Source organism: Brevundimonas sp., from assembly GCF_041688735.1.
Classification (GTDB): Bacteria; Pseudomonadota; Alphaproteobacteria; order Caulobacterales; family Caulobacteraceae; genus Brevundimonas.
Genome location: NZ_JBDNHO010000047.1, coordinates 1 through 16,105, shown reverse-complemented (window position 1 = coordinate 16,105; position 16,105 = coordinate 1). Strand labels below are relative to the sequence as shown.

20 protein-coding genes are annotated in these 16,105 nt (G+C 66.3%); 7 read left to right on the top strand and 13 right to left on the bottom strand.

Annotation, left to right across the window (positions count from 1 at the left end):
• A partial coding sequence (locus ACESMO_RS05385) for an HAD-IB family phosphatase (protein WP_372707146.1) occupies window positions 1-498 on the bottom strand: 498 nt, incomplete at its 3' end.
• Window positions 499-690: 192 nt separating this feature from the next.
• Here ACESMO_RS05385 and clpX point away from each other — a divergent pair.
• Complete coding sequence (gene clpX, locus ACESMO_RS05380) at window positions 691-1,965, top strand: ATP-dependent Clp protease ATP-binding subunit ClpX (protein WP_372707145.1); 1,275 nt, start codon at window positions 691-693, stop codon at window positions 1,963-1,965.
• A gap of 363 nt (window positions 1,966-2,328) precedes the next feature.
• A complete protein-coding gene (gene lon / locus ACESMO_RS05375) occupies window positions 2,329-4,737 on the top strand; it encodes an endopeptidase La (RefSeq protein ID WP_372707144.1) in 2,409 nt (802 codons plus the stop codon).
• A 175-nt stretch (window positions 4,738-4,912) separates the two neighbouring features.
• Here the strand turns inward: lon and ACESMO_RS05370 are convergent, their stop codons facing one another.
• The 7 genes from ACESMO_RS05370 to ACESMO_RS05340 form a co-directional block, all read right to left on the bottom strand.
• The gene (locus ACESMO_RS05370; RefSeq protein WP_372707143.1) at window positions 4,913-5,620 is read right to left on the bottom strand and encodes a pirin family protein; all 708 of its coding nucleotides are present in this window, start codon (window positions 5,618-5,620) and stop codon (window positions 4,913-4,915) included.
• Between the two features lie 84 nt (window positions 5,621-5,704).
• Window positions 5,705-6,016, bottom strand: coding sequence for a BrnA antitoxin family protein (locus tag ACESMO_RS05365; protein ID WP_372707142.1), 312 nt, complete (start codon window positions 6,014-6,016; stop codon window positions 5,705-5,707).
• Window positions 6,000-6,257 carry a BrnT family toxin gene (locus tag ACESMO_RS05360; protein WP_372707141.1) on the bottom strand — a complete coding sequence of 86 codons (258 nt, stop codon included), beginning with the start codon at window positions 6,255-6,257 and terminating at the stop codon, window positions 6,000-6,002. The genes ACESMO_RS05365 and ACESMO_RS05360 overlap by 17 nt, the downstream gene beginning before the upstream one ends.
• A 25-nt stretch (window positions 6,258-6,282) precedes the next feature.
• Window positions 6,283-7,368, bottom strand: coding sequence for a chorismate synthase (gene aroC, locus ACESMO_RS05355; RefSeq protein WP_372707140.1), 1,086 nt, complete (start codon window positions 7,366-7,368; stop codon window positions 6,283-6,285).
• A gap of 6 nt (window positions 7,369-7,374) precedes the next feature.
• On the bottom strand, window positions 7,375-7,752 hold the full coding sequence (locus tag ACESMO_RS05350) for a type II toxin-antitoxin system VapC family toxin (protein WP_372707139.1): 378 nt from the start codon (window positions 7,750-7,752) through the stop codon (window positions 7,375-7,377).
• The gene (locus tag ACESMO_RS05345) at window positions 7,749-7,970 is read right to left on the bottom strand and encodes a type II toxin-antitoxin system VapB family antitoxin (protein WP_372707138.1); all 222 of its coding nucleotides are present in this window, start codon (window positions 7,968-7,970) and stop codon (window positions 7,749-7,751) included. The genes ACESMO_RS05350 and ACESMO_RS05345 overlap by 4 nt, the downstream gene beginning before the upstream one ends.
• A 45-nt stretch (window positions 7,971-8,015) precedes the next feature.
• The gene (locus ACESMO_RS05340) at window positions 8,016-8,741 is read right to left on the bottom strand and encodes a DnaJ C-terminal domain-containing protein (protein ID WP_372707137.1); all 726 of its coding nucleotides are present in this window, start codon (window positions 8,739-8,741) and stop codon (window positions 8,016-8,018) included.
• 87 nt (window positions 8,742-8,828) lie between these two features.
• Here ACESMO_RS05340 and pdxH point away from each other — a divergent pair, with 87 nt between their 5' ends.
• Entirely contained in the window at window positions 8,829-9,503 is a 675-nt protein-coding gene (gene pdxH / locus ACESMO_RS05335) for a pyridoxamine 5'-phosphate oxidase (RefSeq protein ID WP_372707147.1), read from the top strand.
• Here pdxH and ACESMO_RS05330 read toward each other — a convergent pair whose 3' ends face one another.
• Both ACESMO_RS05330 and udk read right to left on the bottom strand, forming a co-directional pair.
• Entirely contained in the window at window positions 9,504-10,121 is a 618-nt protein-coding gene (locus tag ACESMO_RS05330; protein WP_372707136.1) for a TetR/AcrR family transcriptional regulator, read from the bottom strand.
• A 75-nt stretch (window positions 10,122-10,196) separates the two neighbouring features.
• Complete coding sequence (udk, locus tag ACESMO_RS05325) at window positions 10,197-10,844, bottom strand: uridine kinase (protein ID WP_372707135.1); 648 nt, start codon at window positions 10,842-10,844, stop codon at window positions 10,197-10,199.
• A 141-nt stretch (window positions 10,845-10,985) separates the two neighbouring features.
• On the opposite strand from udk, the gene ACESMO_RS05320 reads away from it, so the two are divergent.
• Together ACESMO_RS05320 and ACESMO_RS05315 are read left to right on the top strand one after the other, a co-directional pair.
• Window positions 10,986-12,617, top strand: a complete 1,632-nt coding sequence (locus ACESMO_RS05320) for a long-chain-fatty-acid--CoA ligase (protein WP_372707134.1) — start codon at window positions 10,986-10,988, stop codon at window positions 12,615-12,617.
• Between the two features lie 4 nt (window positions 12,618-12,621).
• Complete coding sequence (locus tag ACESMO_RS05315; RefSeq protein WP_372707133.1) at window positions 12,622-13,317, top strand: hypothetical protein; 696 nt, start codon at window positions 12,622-12,624, stop codon at window positions 13,315-13,317.
• A gap of 3 nt (window positions 13,318-13,320) precedes the next feature.
• On the opposite strand, the gene ACESMO_RS05310 is transcribed toward ACESMO_RS05315, so the two are convergent.
• Window positions 13,321-14,223 carry an MBL fold metallo-hydrolase gene (locus tag ACESMO_RS05310; protein WP_372707132.1) on the bottom strand — a complete coding sequence of 301 codons (903 nt, stop codon included), beginning with the start codon at window positions 14,221-14,223 and terminating at the stop codon, window positions 13,321-13,323.
• Between the two features lie 69 nt (window positions 14,224-14,292).
• Between ACESMO_RS05310 and ACESMO_RS05305 the strand changes: the two genes are divergently transcribed.
• Window positions 14,293-14,439: a hypothetical protein gene (locus ACESMO_RS05305; RefSeq protein WP_372707131.1), complete on the top strand. Its 147-nt coding sequence runs from the start codon at window positions 14,293-14,295 to the stop codon at window positions 14,437-14,439.
• 4 nt (window positions 14,440-14,443) lie between these two features.
• Here the strand turns inward: ACESMO_RS05305 and ACESMO_RS05300 are convergent, their stop codons facing one another.
• Both ACESMO_RS05300 and ACESMO_RS05295 read right to left on the bottom strand, forming a co-directional pair.
• The gene (locus tag ACESMO_RS05300; RefSeq protein WP_372707130.1) at window positions 14,444-14,842 is read right to left on the bottom strand and encodes a TIGR01244 family sulfur transferase; all 399 of its coding nucleotides are present in this window, start codon (window positions 14,840-14,842) and stop codon (window positions 14,444-14,446) included.
• A 2-nt stretch (window positions 14,843-14,844) separates the two neighbouring features.
• Complete coding sequence (locus tag ACESMO_RS05295; protein ID WP_372707129.1) at window positions 14,845-15,360, bottom strand: hypothetical protein; 516 nt, start codon at window positions 15,358-15,360, stop codon at window positions 14,845-14,847.
• 292 nt (window positions 15,361-15,652) lie between these two features.
• Between ACESMO_RS05295 and ACESMO_RS05290 the strand changes: the two genes are divergently transcribed.
• The coding region (locus ACESMO_RS05290) for a TonB-dependent receptor plug domain-containing protein (RefSeq protein WP_372707128.1) at window positions 15,653-16,105 on the top strand (453 nt) is incomplete at its 3' end.

The following is a 16,105-nucleotide window of genomic DNA, read 5'->3' as shown; positions in this document are numbered from 1 at the left end:
GTTCGGGCCGGCGAAGCCCCCGGTCACGCGATCCTGTTCGTCGAAGACCAGTTTCGTCCCGAAAAGGGCGTCCGCGTTCAGACGTCGCGCGAACGGTGCCACCGTGGTGTCGGGCGAGGCGGTGACGATGACGCGATGGGCGCCCCTGACGCCCCAGTCGTTCCAGCAGGCGAGGGCGTCTGGCCGCATGAAGCCGTCCCAGGCTTTGGCCGCGAAGGCCTCGGCGTCGGCTTCCAGCGTCGCGCGGGGCACGGCCTTGAGGAAGGTACGCACCGACGCGGCCTTGATCCGGCCCCGGTCGTGGTCGCGGGCATAGGTCGCGACGGCCGGCGCAAGGCTCAGCATCCCCTTGGCCCATCCCCGCCTGCCGGCCCTCCAGCGCAAAAAGGCGGTGAAGCTGTCGCGTACCGTCAGGGTGCCGTCGAAATCGAAGGCAACGATCGGAGTCTGCCCCGGAATGAACTGGCGCCGGGTTTGCACGGTTCCCATGTCAGACATTCGCCTTGATCGCCTTCGACACTGAATCTTTCGCCGCCCCGTCAAGGCCTCGGGCTTCCGAGGGGTTGTGGCGTCGGACCGGATGGGTGATTGTCATTTTTTGAAGACCTTTGCGCCCAACGTTGGGGAGTCAACGCGAAAGGAAGCGCGTAGCGCCTCATATCGGGCGCATCGCGGGAGTGAGAAGGGTTTATGACCAAAGCCGCCGGCACAGACGCCAAAAGCACCCTCTACTGCTCTTTCTGCGGAAAGAGCCAGCACGAGGTGCGCAAACTCATCGCCGGACCGACCGTGTTCATCTGCGATGAATGCGTCGAGCTCTGCATGGACATCATCCGTGAAGAGCACAAAATCTCGTTCTCCAAGGCCAAGGACGGCGTACCGTCTCCCAAGGAGATCCGCGAGGTTCTTGACGACTATGTGATCGGCCAGAGCCACGCCAAGAAGGTGCTCTCGGTCGCCGTCCACAACCACTACAAGCGGCTGAACCACGCGACCAAGAACAACGACGTCGAACTGGCGAAGTCCAATATCATGCTGATCGGGCCGACCGGCTCGGGCAAGACGCTGCTGGCCCAGACGCTGGCGCGCATCATCGATGTGCCCTTCACCATGGCCGACGCCACCACCCTGACCGAAGCCGGTTATGTGGGCGAGGACGTCGAGAACATCATCCTCAAGCTGCTGCAGTCGTCCGACTACAACGTCGAGCGGGCCCAGCGCGGCATTGTCTACATCGACGAGATCGACAAGATTTCGCGCAAGTCCGACAACCCCTCGATCACCCGCGACGTCTCGGGCGAGGGCGTGCAGCAGGCCCTGCTGAAGATCATGGAAGGTACCGTCGCCTCCGTGCCCCCGCAGGGCGGCCGCAAACACCCGCAGCAGGAGTTCCTGCAGGTCGACACGGCCAACATCCTGTTCATCGTCGGCGGTGCCTTCTCCGGGCTGGAAAAGGTCATCGCGGCGCGCGGCGACGGGGCGTCGATCGGCTTCGGCGCCAAGGTCAAGGAAGTCGACGAACGCCGCACCGGCGACATCCTCAAGGGCGTGGAGCCCGAAGACCTGATGCGCTTCGGCCTGATCCCCGAGTTCATCGGCCGCCTGCCCGTCCTGGCAACGCTGGAAGACCTAGATGAAGAGGCCCTGGTCACGATCCTGACCGAGCCGAAGAACGCTCTTGTCAAACAGTACAAGCGGCTGTTCGAGATGGAGAACGTCGACCTGACGTTCACCGACGACGCCCTGATCGCGGTGGCCAAGAAGGCCATCACGCGCAAGACCGGCGCGCGGGGACTGCGGTCGATCCTGGAAGGCATCCTGCTTGAGACGATGTTCGAGCTGCCGACCTTCGAGGGCGTCGAGGAAGTGGTCGTCAACGCCGAGGTCATCGAGGGCAAGGCCCAGCCGCTGCTGATCTATTCCGAGACCAAGTCCAAGAAGTCCGCGCCCGACAACGCCGCCTGATCGGTATCCGCGCGACCCGAACAGGGGCGGTCTCGCAAGAGGCCGCCCTTCTTCGTGCGTTCTGCCGGATGGGCGATGCACCGGGGCCACAGCCGCCTGACGGCGAGGTTGACCTGTTCACGACTCATTGCCGCACCATCCATGCCGCGACGAGGCTGGCTCGCCAAAGATCATGCAGCTGCGCCGCTTGTGGATGGAAGGGCCTGGTCCGCAGCCGTCACGCTTGAACCGGGAGCGGACAGGACCACATACTCATCCGAAGGCCGCCGAATGGCGGGCCGAGTCGAAACGGTGGAGCAGAGGCGCTTCCAACGCCGGCGCGGCGGGTCCGAGATCAACGAGGACCCCGTGAAAGTACGCATCATGCCAGAATCCCAAAACCCGACCAAAATCCTGCCCGTCCTGCCGCTGAGAGACATCGTCGTCTTCCCGCACATGGTCGTGCCGCTGTTCGTGGGCCGCGAGAAGTCCGTCAAGGCGCTCGACGAGATCATGAAGGGCGAAAAGCAGATCCTGCTGGCCACCCAGAAGAACAGCGTCGATGACGACCCCTCCGCCGACGCCATCTATCCGATCGGCGTGCTGGCGAACGTTCTCCAACTGCTGAAACTGCCCGACGGCACCGTCAAGGTTCTGGTCGAGGGCAAGAGCCGGGTGCGCCTGACCCGCTTCACCGACCGCACCGAATACTTCGAGGCCGAGGCGGTCGAGATCGTCGACGACCCGGGCGAGCCCGCCCAGTCCGAAGCCCTGCTGCGCGCCGTGATCGAGCAGTTTGAAAATTACGTGAAGCTGAACAAGAAGGTGCCGCCCGAGGCCCTCAGTTCCATTCCCCAGATCGCCGACCCTTCCAAGCTGGCCGACAGCGTGGCCGCCCATCTGTCGGTCAAGATCGCCGACAAACAGGGTCTGCTGGAAACCATCGTCGTGCCGGCTCGCCTGGAGAAGGTCTACGGTCTGATGGAGGGCGAGATTTCCGTCCTGCAGGTCGAGAAGAAGATCCGCTCGCGCGTGAAGCGCCAGATGGAGAAGACCCAGCGCGAATATTATCTGAACGAGCAGATGAAGGCGATCCAGCGCGAGCTGGGCGAGACCGACGATGCGCGTGACGAGGTGATGGAGCTGGAGAAGCGCATCCGCAAGACGCGCCTGTCCAAGGAAGCCCGCGTCAAGGCCGACGCCGAGGTCAAGAAGCTGCGCAACATGTCGCCCATGTCGGCTGAATCCACCGTGGTGCGGAACTACCTCGACTGGCTGCTGTCGATCCCGTGGGGCAAGGCCAAGACCAAGCCCATCGATCTCGACAAGGCCGAGGCCATCCTCGAGGAGGACCACTACGGCCTTGAGAAGGTCAAGGAACGGATCATCGAATATCTGGCGGTGCAGACGCGCACCAACAGCCTGAAGGGGCCGATCCTGTGCCTCGTCGGGCCTCCGGGCGTCGGCAAGACCTCGCTGGCCAAGTCGATCGCCAAGGCCACCGGCCGCGAATACATCCGTATGTCGCTGGGCGGCGTGCGCGACGAGGCTGAGATCCGCGGCCACCGCCGGACCTACATCGGCTCCATGCCGGGCAAGATCATCCAGTCGATGAAGAAGGTGAAGACCACCAACGCCTTCATCCTGCTCGATGAAATCGATAAGTTGGGTGCCGACTGGCGCGGCGACCCGTCCTCGGCCCTGCTGGAGGTGCTGGATCCGGAGCAGAACAATGCGTTCGGCGACCACTATCTCGAGGTCGATTACGACCTGTCCAACGTCATGTTCGTGACCACGGCCAACAGCCTGAACATGCCCCAGCCCCTGATGGACCGGATGGAAATCATCCGGGTCTCCGGCTACACCGAGGACGAGAAGGTCGAGATCGCCAAACGCCACGTCCTGCCCAAGGTGACGACCGAGAACGGTTTGACGCCGACGGAGTTCGTCGTGCCGGAAACCGCCATCCGCGATCTGATCCGCTACTACACCCGCGAGGCCGGGGTGCGGTCGCTGGAGCGGGCCCTGGGCGGCCTGGCGCGCAAGGCCGTGCGCGAGATGGCCCGTGAAAAGACGCTGTCGATCACCGTCGACGAAGAGCGGCTGGCCAAATATGCGGGCGTACGGAAATTCCGCTATGGCGAAACCGACGAGGAGGATCAGGTCGGCATCGTCACCGGCCTGGCCTGGACCGAGTTCGGCGGCGAGATCCTGACCATCGAGGCGATCAAGATGCCGGGCCGCGGCCGCATGACCGTGACCGGCAATCTGAAGGAGGTGATGAAAGAATCCATCTCCGCCGCCGCCTCCTACGTCCGGGCCCGGGCGCTCAGCATCGGCGTCAAGCCGCCGGCCTTCGAGAAGACCGATATTCACGTCCATGTTCCTGACGGCGCGACGCCCAAGGACGGTCCTTCGGCGGGCGTCGCCATGACCGTGGCCATGGTCTCGGTCCTGACCGGCATCCCGATCCGCAAAGACATCGCCATGACCGGCGAGATCACCCTGCGAGGTCGGGTCACCGCCATCGGTGGCCTGAAGGAGAAGCTGCTCGCGGCGCTTCGCTCGGGCATCAAGACGGTGCTGATCCCCGAGGAGAACGAGAAGGACCTCGCCGAGGTGCCCGACAATGTGAAGGGCGCGCTCGAGATCATCCCGATCAAGACCGCCGACGAGGCCCTGAAATGGGCCCTGACCGGCAGCCTGACCCCGGTCGAGTGGGACGAGGCCAGCGAGCCGCTGCCTACGGCGCCGCCGATCCAGGATCCTGGTGCCGCCGTCGCGACGCACTGATCAAAGCATGATCAAGAAAGAACCCCTCTCCCGGTGGGAGGGGGGTTGAGCGCACGACGGCGTCGCCGTCGTTCTTGCGCGAAAGGGTGAGGGACGTCTGCAGGGCGGCTTCTCCGCTACAACCAGCCCACTCTCATCCGGGGCGACGCGCCACCTTCTCCCAATGGGAGAAGGATCAGAGAGAATCCACCATTACCAGTTCGGCGTCGGCTTTCGCCGTGATGGTGATCTCCGCCTCGTCTACAATCGCGGCCCCGTCGCGGGCGTTCAGCGCCACGCCATTGACCTCGACCTCGCCGACGGCAGGGACCAGATAGGCACGGCGGCCTTCGGCGAGGCTGTAGGTCAGGCTCTCGCCCGCCTTCAGCGTCGCGCCCAGAACGCGGGCGTCGGCGTTGATGGCCAAAGACCCGAAATTTGCATCATCGTTCGGATCGCCCGAGGCCAGCACCGAGAACTGGCCGGTCCGATCGCTTTTCGGAAACACCTTCGCCCCCCAGCTGGGCGTCGCCCCGCGCTTGTCGGCCTCGATCCAGATCTGGAACAGCGTCGTGGTCTCGTCTTCGAGGTTGAACTCGGAGTGGCGCACCCCCGTGCCCGCGCTCATCACCTGCACGTCGCCGGCCCCGGTGCGGCCCTTGTTGCCCATCGAATCCTCATGGGTAATGGCCCCGGCGCGGACATAGGTGATGATCTCCATGTCGGCGTGGGGGTGGGGCGGAAAGCCCGATTTCGCCGCGATCTCGTCGTCGTTCCAGACCCGCAGCCGGCCCCAGCTCATGCGGCTGGCGTCGTAATACTCAGCGAAGGAAAAGTGGTGTCTGGCGTTCAGCCAGCCGTGGTTCGCGCCGCCGAGGCTGTTGAAGGGTCTGACGTCGATCATCACGCGATCTCCCTATGAGGCCCGCATCCGATGGCGCGCCGGTTGGGAAGCCATATAGGAAACAGTTGTAGTTACGAAAGAGGCTCAGCCTCCGGGCATGGCCTTGCGCAGCGCCTCGTTCATCCGGCCCTGCCAACCGGAACCCGTGGCGCGATAGCGTTCCAGCACATCGGCATCCACGCGCAGGGAGATGGCGCGTTTGGTCGGGCTGACTTGGGGGCCGCGCGACGGCGGGCGCGGCGTTTTTGGGAAGGCTTCGAACATCCACTCGGGAAACTGTTCGGGTCGAAGGGCCCGCGCGAAATCCTCCTCCGTCCACTCCGGATTATCGGGGTCGGTGAGGTCGGGCTCAAAGTCGTCCTCAAAAACGGCGGGCTGTTTAATGGGGTCGGACATAACGAACATATTCCTTGGCATGAGCCCGCCGAAGATTAATCGCCCTCCTGCGGTGGTCCCGATCGACGAAGATCAGGCAGAACGGCTTTCCTTCGATCGTCCCGAACGCGCGCCAGCGCGGCTCGCCGGGAAAGGGGTCAGGAACGACCACTTCGACAACCATGTCCTCGGCCCGACCAAGAGAAATTCCGTGCTTGGCCAGATTGGCCTCGTCCTTTCGGGGGTCGAAAGTTACCTTCATCGTATATACGATTTGCGTTTCGCCATCAACCGATCTGCGCCCGGTGCCTCAGCATCGCATCGGCCAGCACGCAGGCCGCCATCGCCTCGACCACCGGCACGCCGCGCAGGGCCACGCAGGGGTCGTGGCGGCCTTTGGTGCGGACCTCGGTCTCGGTCCCGTCGCGGGTGATGGTCTGGCCCGGTGTCAGGATGGAGGAGGTCGGCTTGAACGCCACACGCGCCGTCAGCGGCTGGCCCGTCGATATGCCACCCAGCACGCCACCGGCGTGGTTGGACAGAAACACCGGCAGCCCGTCCTCGCCCATCCGCATCTGGTCGGCGTTGTCCTCGCCCGACAGTTCGGCCGAACCGAAGCCCGCGCCGATCTCCACGCCCTTGACCGCATTGATCGACATCAGCGCCGCCGCCAGCTCGGCGTCCAGCTTGCCATAGACCGGCGCGCCCCAGCCGGCGGGCAGGCCCGTGGCTTCCAGCGCCACCACCGCGCCGATCGACGACCCCGCCTTTCGTACACCGTCCAGATAGTCTTCCCAGGCCGGGACGACCGCCGCCGAGGCCGCGAACAGGGCATTGTCGTACACAGAGTCAAAATCCACCGCCTCAGGCGCGATCCGGTGCGGACCCAGTTGCACCACCCCGGCGCGGATGCGTACCCCGTCGCCGAGTATCTTGCGCGCTACCGCGCCCGCCGCGACACGCAGGGCCGTCTCGCGCGCCGAGGACCGGCCGCCGCCGCGATGGTCGCGGACGCCATATTTGGCTTGGTAGGTATAGTCGGCGTGGCCGGGCCGGAAGGCGCGGGCGATCTCGCCATAGTCCTTCGAGCGAGCGTCCTCGTTGTCGATGTGGATGGCGATCGGCGTGCCGGTGGTCACCGGGCCGTTGCCGTCGTCGAACACGCCGGACAGGATGCGCGCGGTGTCGCTCTCCTGTCGCTGGGTGACGAACCGGCTGCCGCCCGGCTTGCGCCGGTCCAGCCACGGCTGAAGATCGGCCTCGGTCAGGGGGATCAGGGGCGGACAGCCGTCGATGACGCAGCCGATTGCCGGCCCGTGGCTCTCGCCCCAGGTGGTCACGCGAAACAGATGGCCGAAGCTGTTGTGGGACATGGAAACCTAGTGATGCAGCCGGGCGGCGCGCCCGTAACGCGCCGCAGCGTCGTTGAGGCGTCTGTCCCGGGTCCAAAGCATGATGTCGTCGGTTATCAGAACGGACGCCAGAAGATGGATGTCGATCCAGCCGAGGCCCGTTCCGTAATGTTTTCCCGCCTCCACCAACCGCATCACTTCCTCATCCTTTGCCAGCCTGGCCTGGTGAATGGCGTTCAGTTCCGCCAGTGTCTCTTCGCGTTTGGGCAGCCCACCCATGGCGAGCTCGCCAATTACCAACGGATGCATCCTTACGCGCTTTTGCGCGAGCCGTTCGGCCATCAAGGCGTCTGTGCTGCGGAAATGATCGGCCCAGACAGAGGTGTCCGCGAGTATGAGAGTCATTCGTCCTCGGCGACCCAGTGGCGTTTGCGAGGACCGGGTTCGAAATCCGGCTGGCTGCCTCCCATTTTGGCCAGGCGGCGAGACGCCTCACCGGAGATGTAGTCTTTCAAGGCATGACGGATGATTGCCGACGGCTCGTTCAACCCGCTGTATTCCGCTGCTTGCGCCAACAAGGCGTCGTCTATGGTGACCGTCGTTCGCACCGTCGCCTCCTGCATCAATCGACGCATCAATGATGCGCGGAATCGTGCCCCAACGCAACATCACGCCGCCATCCGGTCCGGCACCCAGACGCGGGTGAACCGGATCAGCAGGTCTTCCGCCGCTGACAGCGCGTCCTCGCAGGGCTGCAGCGTCACGAACAGATGGCCCTGCGGCCGGGGTCCGCGCGCGGGCAGGCCCAGCCCCTTCAGGCGCAATCGCAGCGGCTGATGACCCGCCACTATCCAGGTCGAGCGCTCGCCGTCATGGGTGTCGATCGTCAACCGCCCGCCGTCCTCCAGCAGGCGCGTCGGCACCGGACAGGTCATATAGATGTCGTCGCCGATCGCACCCAGGCCATCCGCGCCGCGGATCAGAACAGGCAGATAGAGGTCCTCGCCGTCCGCCGACGCGGCCTTCAGCCGCAGATGCTCTCCGGTACGCAGCCCGGCCGGAACGCGCACCCGCAGGGTTCGCCCGGCCAGACGGACCTCGGCGACGCCGCCGTCGATGGCGTCCCGGGGACTGATGGCGACCACCGGCGGGGAGGGGGGGCGAACCGTCGGCGCGGCAAGCGCCAAGGGTGCGGTGTGGGTCAGGATCACCCGCCAGGCGGCGATGACGCGGCGGAACCGGTCCTCATCGCCGCCGGGCAGATCGGGCCGCGCGGCCTTCACCGCCGCCCGGAACGCCAGGGTCAGGGCCGCGCCTTCCGCCGGACCCGTCAGGCCGAGCAGGGCATGGGCCTCGCGGAGAGAGGCGACCTCGGGATAGGGGCTTGCGCGCATCCGCCCACTAAGGCCCTCGACATGGTCAAGGCCGGGTTAACCGCCATGCCTCTCCCCACGGGGCGCGTGAAGGCCTATCTGGACGCCATGACCGTATCCGTGATCCCGTCCAGCCCGACCCGCGAAGAGTATGCGCGCGACTATGCCGCCGCCCTGGCCGCCAATGGCGACGAGACGATCTTCGATCGGGTCGAGCCGATCGCACTTTTCGTCGACTGGCTGGCGGACGCCCGAGGCCACGAAATCAACGACGCCAACGCCATGGCGCTATCGACCGTGGACGCGGACGGGGCCCCCGACAGCCGCATGGTGTTGTTGAAGGACGTCGATGATTGCGGCTTCACCTTCTATTCCAATAGCGAGAGCGCCAAGGGCATGCAGCTGGCCGGTCATGACCGGGCGGCCCTGCTGTTCCACTGGAAATCCTTGCGGCGACAGGTGCGGGTGCGCGGGAGCGTCGAGCCCGTGACTGCGGCCGAAGCCGACGCCTATTTCGCCAGCCGCGCGCGCGAGAGCCGGATCGGCGCCTGGGCCTCGGATCAGTCGCGGCCGCTGGAAGACCGGGCCACGCTGGAGCGGGCGGTGGAGCGCGAGACGGCGCGGTTCGAGGCCGGCGACGTGCCGCGCCCCGAGCACTGGACCGGCTGGCGTGTGGTCCCCGATCACGTCGAGTTCTGGCGCGACCGGCCGTTCCGCCTGCACGACCGGCTTCGTTTTGATCGGGCAGGGCAGGGCTGGAACCGGACCCGGCTGCAGCCCTGATCAAACAGCGTAGCGGGCCATGAAGGTTTCCACCGCATCGATGGCGATCTGATCCACGCCGCGGAGGGGCATGACCTCGTCGCCGGTGACCAGGGGCATGAAGAAAACGGGGTGCTCGATCATCCCCATCAACTGGCCGGCGGCCCATGACAGGCGCTCGATCTTCAGCTCGCCCCGTTCCGTCAGTTCGCGCAGGGCGTCCATCAACACGCCCCCGAAATCGCTCTTGCCGCGATCAAAGAACTGCATGGCCAAATCGCGGAACCGGGGGCGTTCGGCCATGACCAGACGGAAAACCGAGCGGATGAAAGGATCGGCCATGAAGCCCGCGTAGGCGATCGCGAAGCCCGTCAGTCGTTCGCGCGCCGGCCCGTCGACGGTGTGGACCCGCCGCATCTGGCGGTCGAAATCCCGGGCGGCGTCCTCGATGACGGCGGCGAACAGCGCCGCCTTGCCGTCGAACAGCATGTAGAGCGTGGCGGTCGATACGCCGGACTCACGGGCGATGGGTTCGATCCTGGACCCGGCATAGCCGTCCATGGTGAAGGCCTTGCGCGCGTGCCTCAGGATCGTCTCGCGCTTGGAATCCTGTGAAAGCGTGTCGCTGGGCCCGTGCATGAAACATCATCGCTCGCTGAAACGCCAAGGTGACGCTTCGAGCCGTCTGCGGCAAGGGCCGAAAATCGTCTGGTCTCAACCGGCGAGCATTCCGGCCAGCAGCGGGTGGGCCAGCACCGGCGCGACGAGGCGGACCACCGCCTGCGGATCTTCCAGACGCACGGCCGCCGTCGCGTCTGCCACGATGAAGTGGGCGTTGACCCGTGACGGCTCCGTCAGCCGCTCATGTCCCGGGCGGACGGTGGCCAGATACTGTCCGATCACGGAATCCGCGGTCCGGCCGCGTTCGGCCTGGTCTCGCAGCAGGCGCCGGATGAAGCGGATGTCGGCGGGGGTGTCGACGAACACCCGTATGTCGAACAGCTCGACCAGGGCGGGCGTGCACAGGACGTGGGTACCCTCGACGATCACGACCTCGGCCGCGCGCACCTGTTCGCCGCTCGTCTCGCGGCCGTGATGAATGAAGGAATAGACCGGCGCGACGATGTCCCGTCCCGCCTTGAGGGCCGAAAGGTCGCGCGCCATCAGCTCATGATCCCGCGCCGCGACGTCGTCGAAGTCGAAGGTGGCGGCGTCGAAGCCGGGCAGGCTGGCCGCGTCGCGATAATAGGAGTCCTCGCGCAGGAGCACGGCGGACCCGGCCGGCAGGACCGAGACCAGCGTCTCGGCCAGGGTGCTCTTGCCGGAACCGGACCCGCCGGTGATCGCGATCAGAATGGGCATCCGGCCTTCTAGGCCCCGGAAGCCGTCGCCGCCAAGGGGCGGGTTCAGCGAGGTGACGCAGCGTCACGTTGCCTAATGCCGACAGCCCCGATAAGCCTTGCTCAAGCGCCTCGGTCAGCAGGCGCAAACGAGGGAACGTACATGCTGGGTTTGATGCAGGACTGGCCGCTCACGGTCGACAAGATCCTCGATCATGCCAAGAACTGGCACGGTCACCGCGAGGTCGTGACCCGGTCGGTCGAAGGACCGGTCGTCCGCACCACCTATGCCGAAATCCACGCCCGGGCCAGGCGCGTCTCCAGCGTGCTGAAGGACTGGGACGTCAAGGTCGGCGACCGGATCGCCACCCTGGCCTGGAACACCAGCCGCCACATGGAGGTCTGGTACGGCATCATGGGCATCGGTGCCGTGTGCCACACCCTGAACCCACGCCTGTTTCCCGAACAACTGATCTACATCATCAACCACGCCGAAGACCGGATCATCTTCGTCGACCTGACCTTCATCCCGCTTCTGGAAGCCATCCTGCCGCACTGTCCGTCGGTGCAGCGGGTCGTGGTCATGACCGACGAGATGACGATGCCGGCGACGAAGCTGCCGGGTGCCGAATGCTATGAGGCCCTGCTGGGATCGGCGTCGGACGATGTCGTCTGGGGCGGGTTCGACGAACAGACCGCCTGCGGCCTCTGCTACACCTCGGGCACGACCGGCAATCCCAAGGGGGTGCTGTATTCGCACCGCTCCAACTTCATCCATACGCTGCTGGGCATGCAGTCCACGGTGCTGGGGCCGTCGCCGAAAGAGGTGATCCTGCCGGTGGTGCCCATGTTCCACGCCAACGCCTGGGGCATCGCCTTCGCCGGCCCGGCCTCGGGGGCCACGCTGGTCATGCCCGGCGCGCGCATGGACGGCGCCGCCATCTATGAGCTGATCGTGGCCGAGGGCGTGACCTTCTCGGCCGCCGTTCCGACAGTGTGGCAAATGCTGCTGACCCATCTGCGCGAGAACAAGCTGACCATCCCGACGGTCAAGCGCGTGATGATCGGCGGTTCGGCCGTGCCCGAAAGCCTGATCCGCGGCTTCCACGACGAGTTCGGCATCGAGGTGGTCCAGGGCTGGGGCATGACCGAGACCTCGCCGATCGGCACCATTTCGATCCTGACTCCCGAACTGGAGGCCCTGCCCTATGACGAGGGCATGAAGTGGAGGGTCAAACAGGGCATGCCGCCGCTGGGCGTCGAGCTCAAGCTCAAGAACTACGCCGGTCAGGAAATGCCGCACGACGGAACGACTTACGGCCGGCTGATGGTCAAGGGACCGACCATCTCGGCCTCCTATTTCAAGGATGAGGGCGGCGACATCCTCGACCACGAGGGCTTTTTCGACACCGGGGACGTCTCGACCATCGACGAGCATGGCTTCATGCAGATCACCGACCGCGCCAAGGACGTGATCAAATCCGGCGGCGAATGGATCAGCTCGATCGAGATCGAGAACATCGCCGTGGGCCATCCGAAGGTCGAACTGGCCGCCGTCATCGGCGCGGCGCACCCGAAATGGGACGAGCGGCCCGTGCTGGTCATCAAGCTCAAGCCCGGCGAGACCGGGAACAAGCAGGAGCACCTCGACTTCCTGCAGGGCAAGATCGCCAAATGGTGGATGCCCGACGACGTGGTCTTCGTCGACGACATCCCGCTGGGCGCCACCGGCAAGATCGACAAGAAGCTGGTCCGCGAGCGGATGAAGGACTACCGCCTGCCCACGGCGGGCTGATCGCATGGCGCGAGCCGAACGCGGCGGCGGCGGACTGGCGGCAGGGCTGACGGCCTTGACACTGGTCGCGCCGGTCCTGGTCGGCGTGGCGGCCTTCGGGACCCGCACCGGGGCGTGGAGCGTCGGCCTGGGCTATGACCTGCTGACCCGTCAGGTCGCCTTCGGCTTGTCGTTCGTCGGCGTGGCGGCCGCGCTTCTGCTGCTGGTTCTCGCCCTGCGTGGCAGACGGCTGCTCGCCTATGCGGCGATGGCGATGGTGGTGGCCGGCGCGACGCTGGGCGGCTTCGTCTGGCATGGCGCGCGTGTCGCGGCGGGGCCGGTCGAGGACGTCAGCACCGATCTGGCTGAAATTCCCGGCTTCGGACCGCTCCGCGATCGCCGTGGCGGACCGGGACCGGGACCCGGCGCGACCGTGGGCCTGGACACTTGTCCGGGCGCGATTTCCATTCCGACCCAGGCCTTGCCGGAGAGCGTCGTCTACGTGCTTCAGAACGCCGGGTTCGCCGTCGAGCGGGCCGGGGTGGCCGCCGTTTACGGAACACGCCGGGGCTTCTGGTTCGGCTTCAGTCATGACGTGGCCGTGCGCATCCGGCCGGGTCGGACCGACGTCCGCGTCGCAGCGCGGGACGCCCGTCCCCAAGGCGGCGAGGCCTGCCGCCTCGCGGCCGAAATCAGCGCTGCGCTGCGCGAGGCGGTCTGATCCTCAGGCCAGTCGCCATTCGGCGTCGATCGCAGGCGTCGGCGCGGCCCGAACCTCGCCCCTGCGCTCAAGGGTGATCAGATGCGCCCAGACCGACAGGCTCGCCGCGGGCCATAGCGTGCTGTCGACGCCCGCATAGAGGTCCGGAACCATGGCGGCGATGGTCGTCGCGCCCCGGCCCAGCCGCCGGACGATCTGCGCCTCGCGAGCGACCCGATGCGCGCGATAGGCGGCCAGGAAGGGCTTCGGCTCCGTGACCGGCGCGCCGTGGGTGGGCCACAGCGTCTTGAACCGGCGCGCGATCACCGCGTCCAGACTGTCCATATAGGCCGTCATGTCTCCGTCTGGCGGGGCTACGATGGTGGTCGACCAGCCCATGACGTGATCGCCGCTGAACAGGGCGTTCTCCTCGCGCAGGACAAAGGCCAGGTGATTGGACGCATGACCCGGCGTGGCCATCGCCTCCAGGCTCCAGCCGTCGCCCGCGATGATCTCCCCGCCCTCCAGGACGACGTCGGGCGCGAACGTCTCGTCGTCATCCTCGTCCAGAGCCGCCGAGGCGTGGGTCGTCCGGGCCGGGGGCTTGGCCGCCAGGATCGGCGCGCCCGTGGCCGTGGCGAAGGGGCGGGCGAGGGGGGCGTGGTCTCGGTGGGTATGCGTCACCAGCACATGGCTGACGCTCTGTCGGTCCACGGCGCGCAGCAGGGCGTCGAGATGCGCCGCGTCCAATGGGCCGGGATCGATCACCGCCACGCCTTGGCCGGGCTGGTCACCCCCCACGATATAGGTCCCGGTGCCGGTGAAGGTGAACGGTCCGGGGTTGCCCGCAATCACCCTGCGGATCAGCGGCGAGACCTGATCCACCTGGCCACAGGCAAAGTCAAAGCCGCGCACGAAGGGGATCATTCGCGCGCCGTCCCGTCGCGGCCCGGCCCTTGCGTCAGGACTTCGCAAACCTTCCGTGGAGTGCCCGACTTGGCCGTATCCCTCGCCCTGGCTGTCCCAAATCGGCTCCAGCCCATCGCGGCGCTCTTCCTCTGTCTCATGGCGGCGCAACTGGCCGTGGCCGCCTGCACCCCGGAACCGGTACCTTACGCCGTCCGGACGGCGATGAGCCGCTGAAATCTCAGAGCGGTAGCCGGCTCAGGTCATAACCGGCACCGGCGGCAGCGGCCCGCAGTTCGTCCGGATCCACGCCTCGCACCCGTTCCGACATGGCCCAGGCCGCTGCCGATCGGGTCCCTGATCGGCAGAACATCACCGTCGGCAGACCGTCAGCCAACACGTCCCCCACCGCAGCGGCCTGGGCAGGTCCGGGCATGCCGGACACCGGAATCCAGGAGAAGGACAGACCGGCTGTCCGCGCCGCTGCCTCCATCTCGGCCGCTGTGGGCTGGCCCGGGTCCTCGCCGTCCGGTCGATTGCTGATGATCCGCTGGACGCCGGCGGCCGACAACTCGGCCAGAGTCTCCGGCGCAAGCTGCGGTGACGCCCAGACGGTCGCTGAAAGTGCACGGGGGCTCATCGCTATTGCCTCCGGACGCGAACGGCGCGGCTGCTGCCGACCGTCAACAGGAAGCTGCCCATCGCCGCCTTGCCCACCCGCACCGGCTGGCCGGGGCGGTTCTGGAAGCGGACGGGCTCATAGTCGATCTGGCGCCAGACGCTGCCGTCGGCCAGGCGGAAGACCCACCGGCCCTCGCCCACGATTGCGGCACTCTCCAGCGTGGTCTCGATCGCGTTGATTTCGGCACCCCCGTCCATCCCGAACAGGCGCGGCATGGACGCTATTCCAAAACCGAACAGCTGGCGGCGGGTCTCGGCGACCCCGGCCTGGTCGAGGATGACCACCTCGCCTTGGCGTTCGGCGGTGTCCAGCGCCCCGGCCGCAGTGTCGAAACAGATCAAACGGGCCGCATTGTCAGCCAAGCTCCGGCAGGCCATCAATCGCGCCAGCGTTTCGGGGCGTTCCTGCGCCGGGGCCGGCTGGCCCGAGAGGGCCGAGGCCGCCGCCAGGGCCGCCAGGCTGGAAATCATTGACATGGGTCCAACTTCGATAATGCGCGCGGCCGGGTGCCCGAGCTCAGTCGATCAAGACGGCCGCAGGGTCAACTCCCGGCCGGCGACGGTGTCTGTGTCGGTATCGTGGCCTAAATACGACACTCGCGCTTCGACGGGGTTACAGTCTTGTAATTTGACTGGCGAATACCGCCGGGCACTGCATAATCCACCATGACTGCGGACGGGATTCTGTCCGCGGGGGGAAGCGAATATTCCATTTCCAGCGCCGCGACGTCCCAGTATTCCGTCGGCGTCGAACATTCAGGAGACGACCTTGAGAACTCAGAAAATCCGGAATCGACTGCTGTCGACGACGATTATCGGCGGATTCGCCGCTCTCGCCTTCGCCGCGCCGGCCATGGCCCAGGACGCGGGTCCAACCGCAGCCCAGGACTCCGGACAGGAGCTCGAGGACGTCGTTGTGACCGGTTCGCGCATCCCGCAGGCCAACCTGGTCACCACCAGCCCCGTCACTCAGGTGACGGCCGAGGACATCGACGTCGCGGGCGTGACCCGGGTCGAAGACCTGATCACCCAGCTGCCGCAGGCCTTCGCCGCCCAGAATTCGACGGTGTCGAACGGTTCCTCGGGAACGGCCACGGTGTCGCTCCGCAACCTCGGCTCGTCGCGCACCCTGGTGCTGATCGACGGTCGCCGGATGGGCTACGGCTCGCCGAACGACGACGCGGCCGACCTGAACCAGATCCCGGAACAACTGGTCGAACGC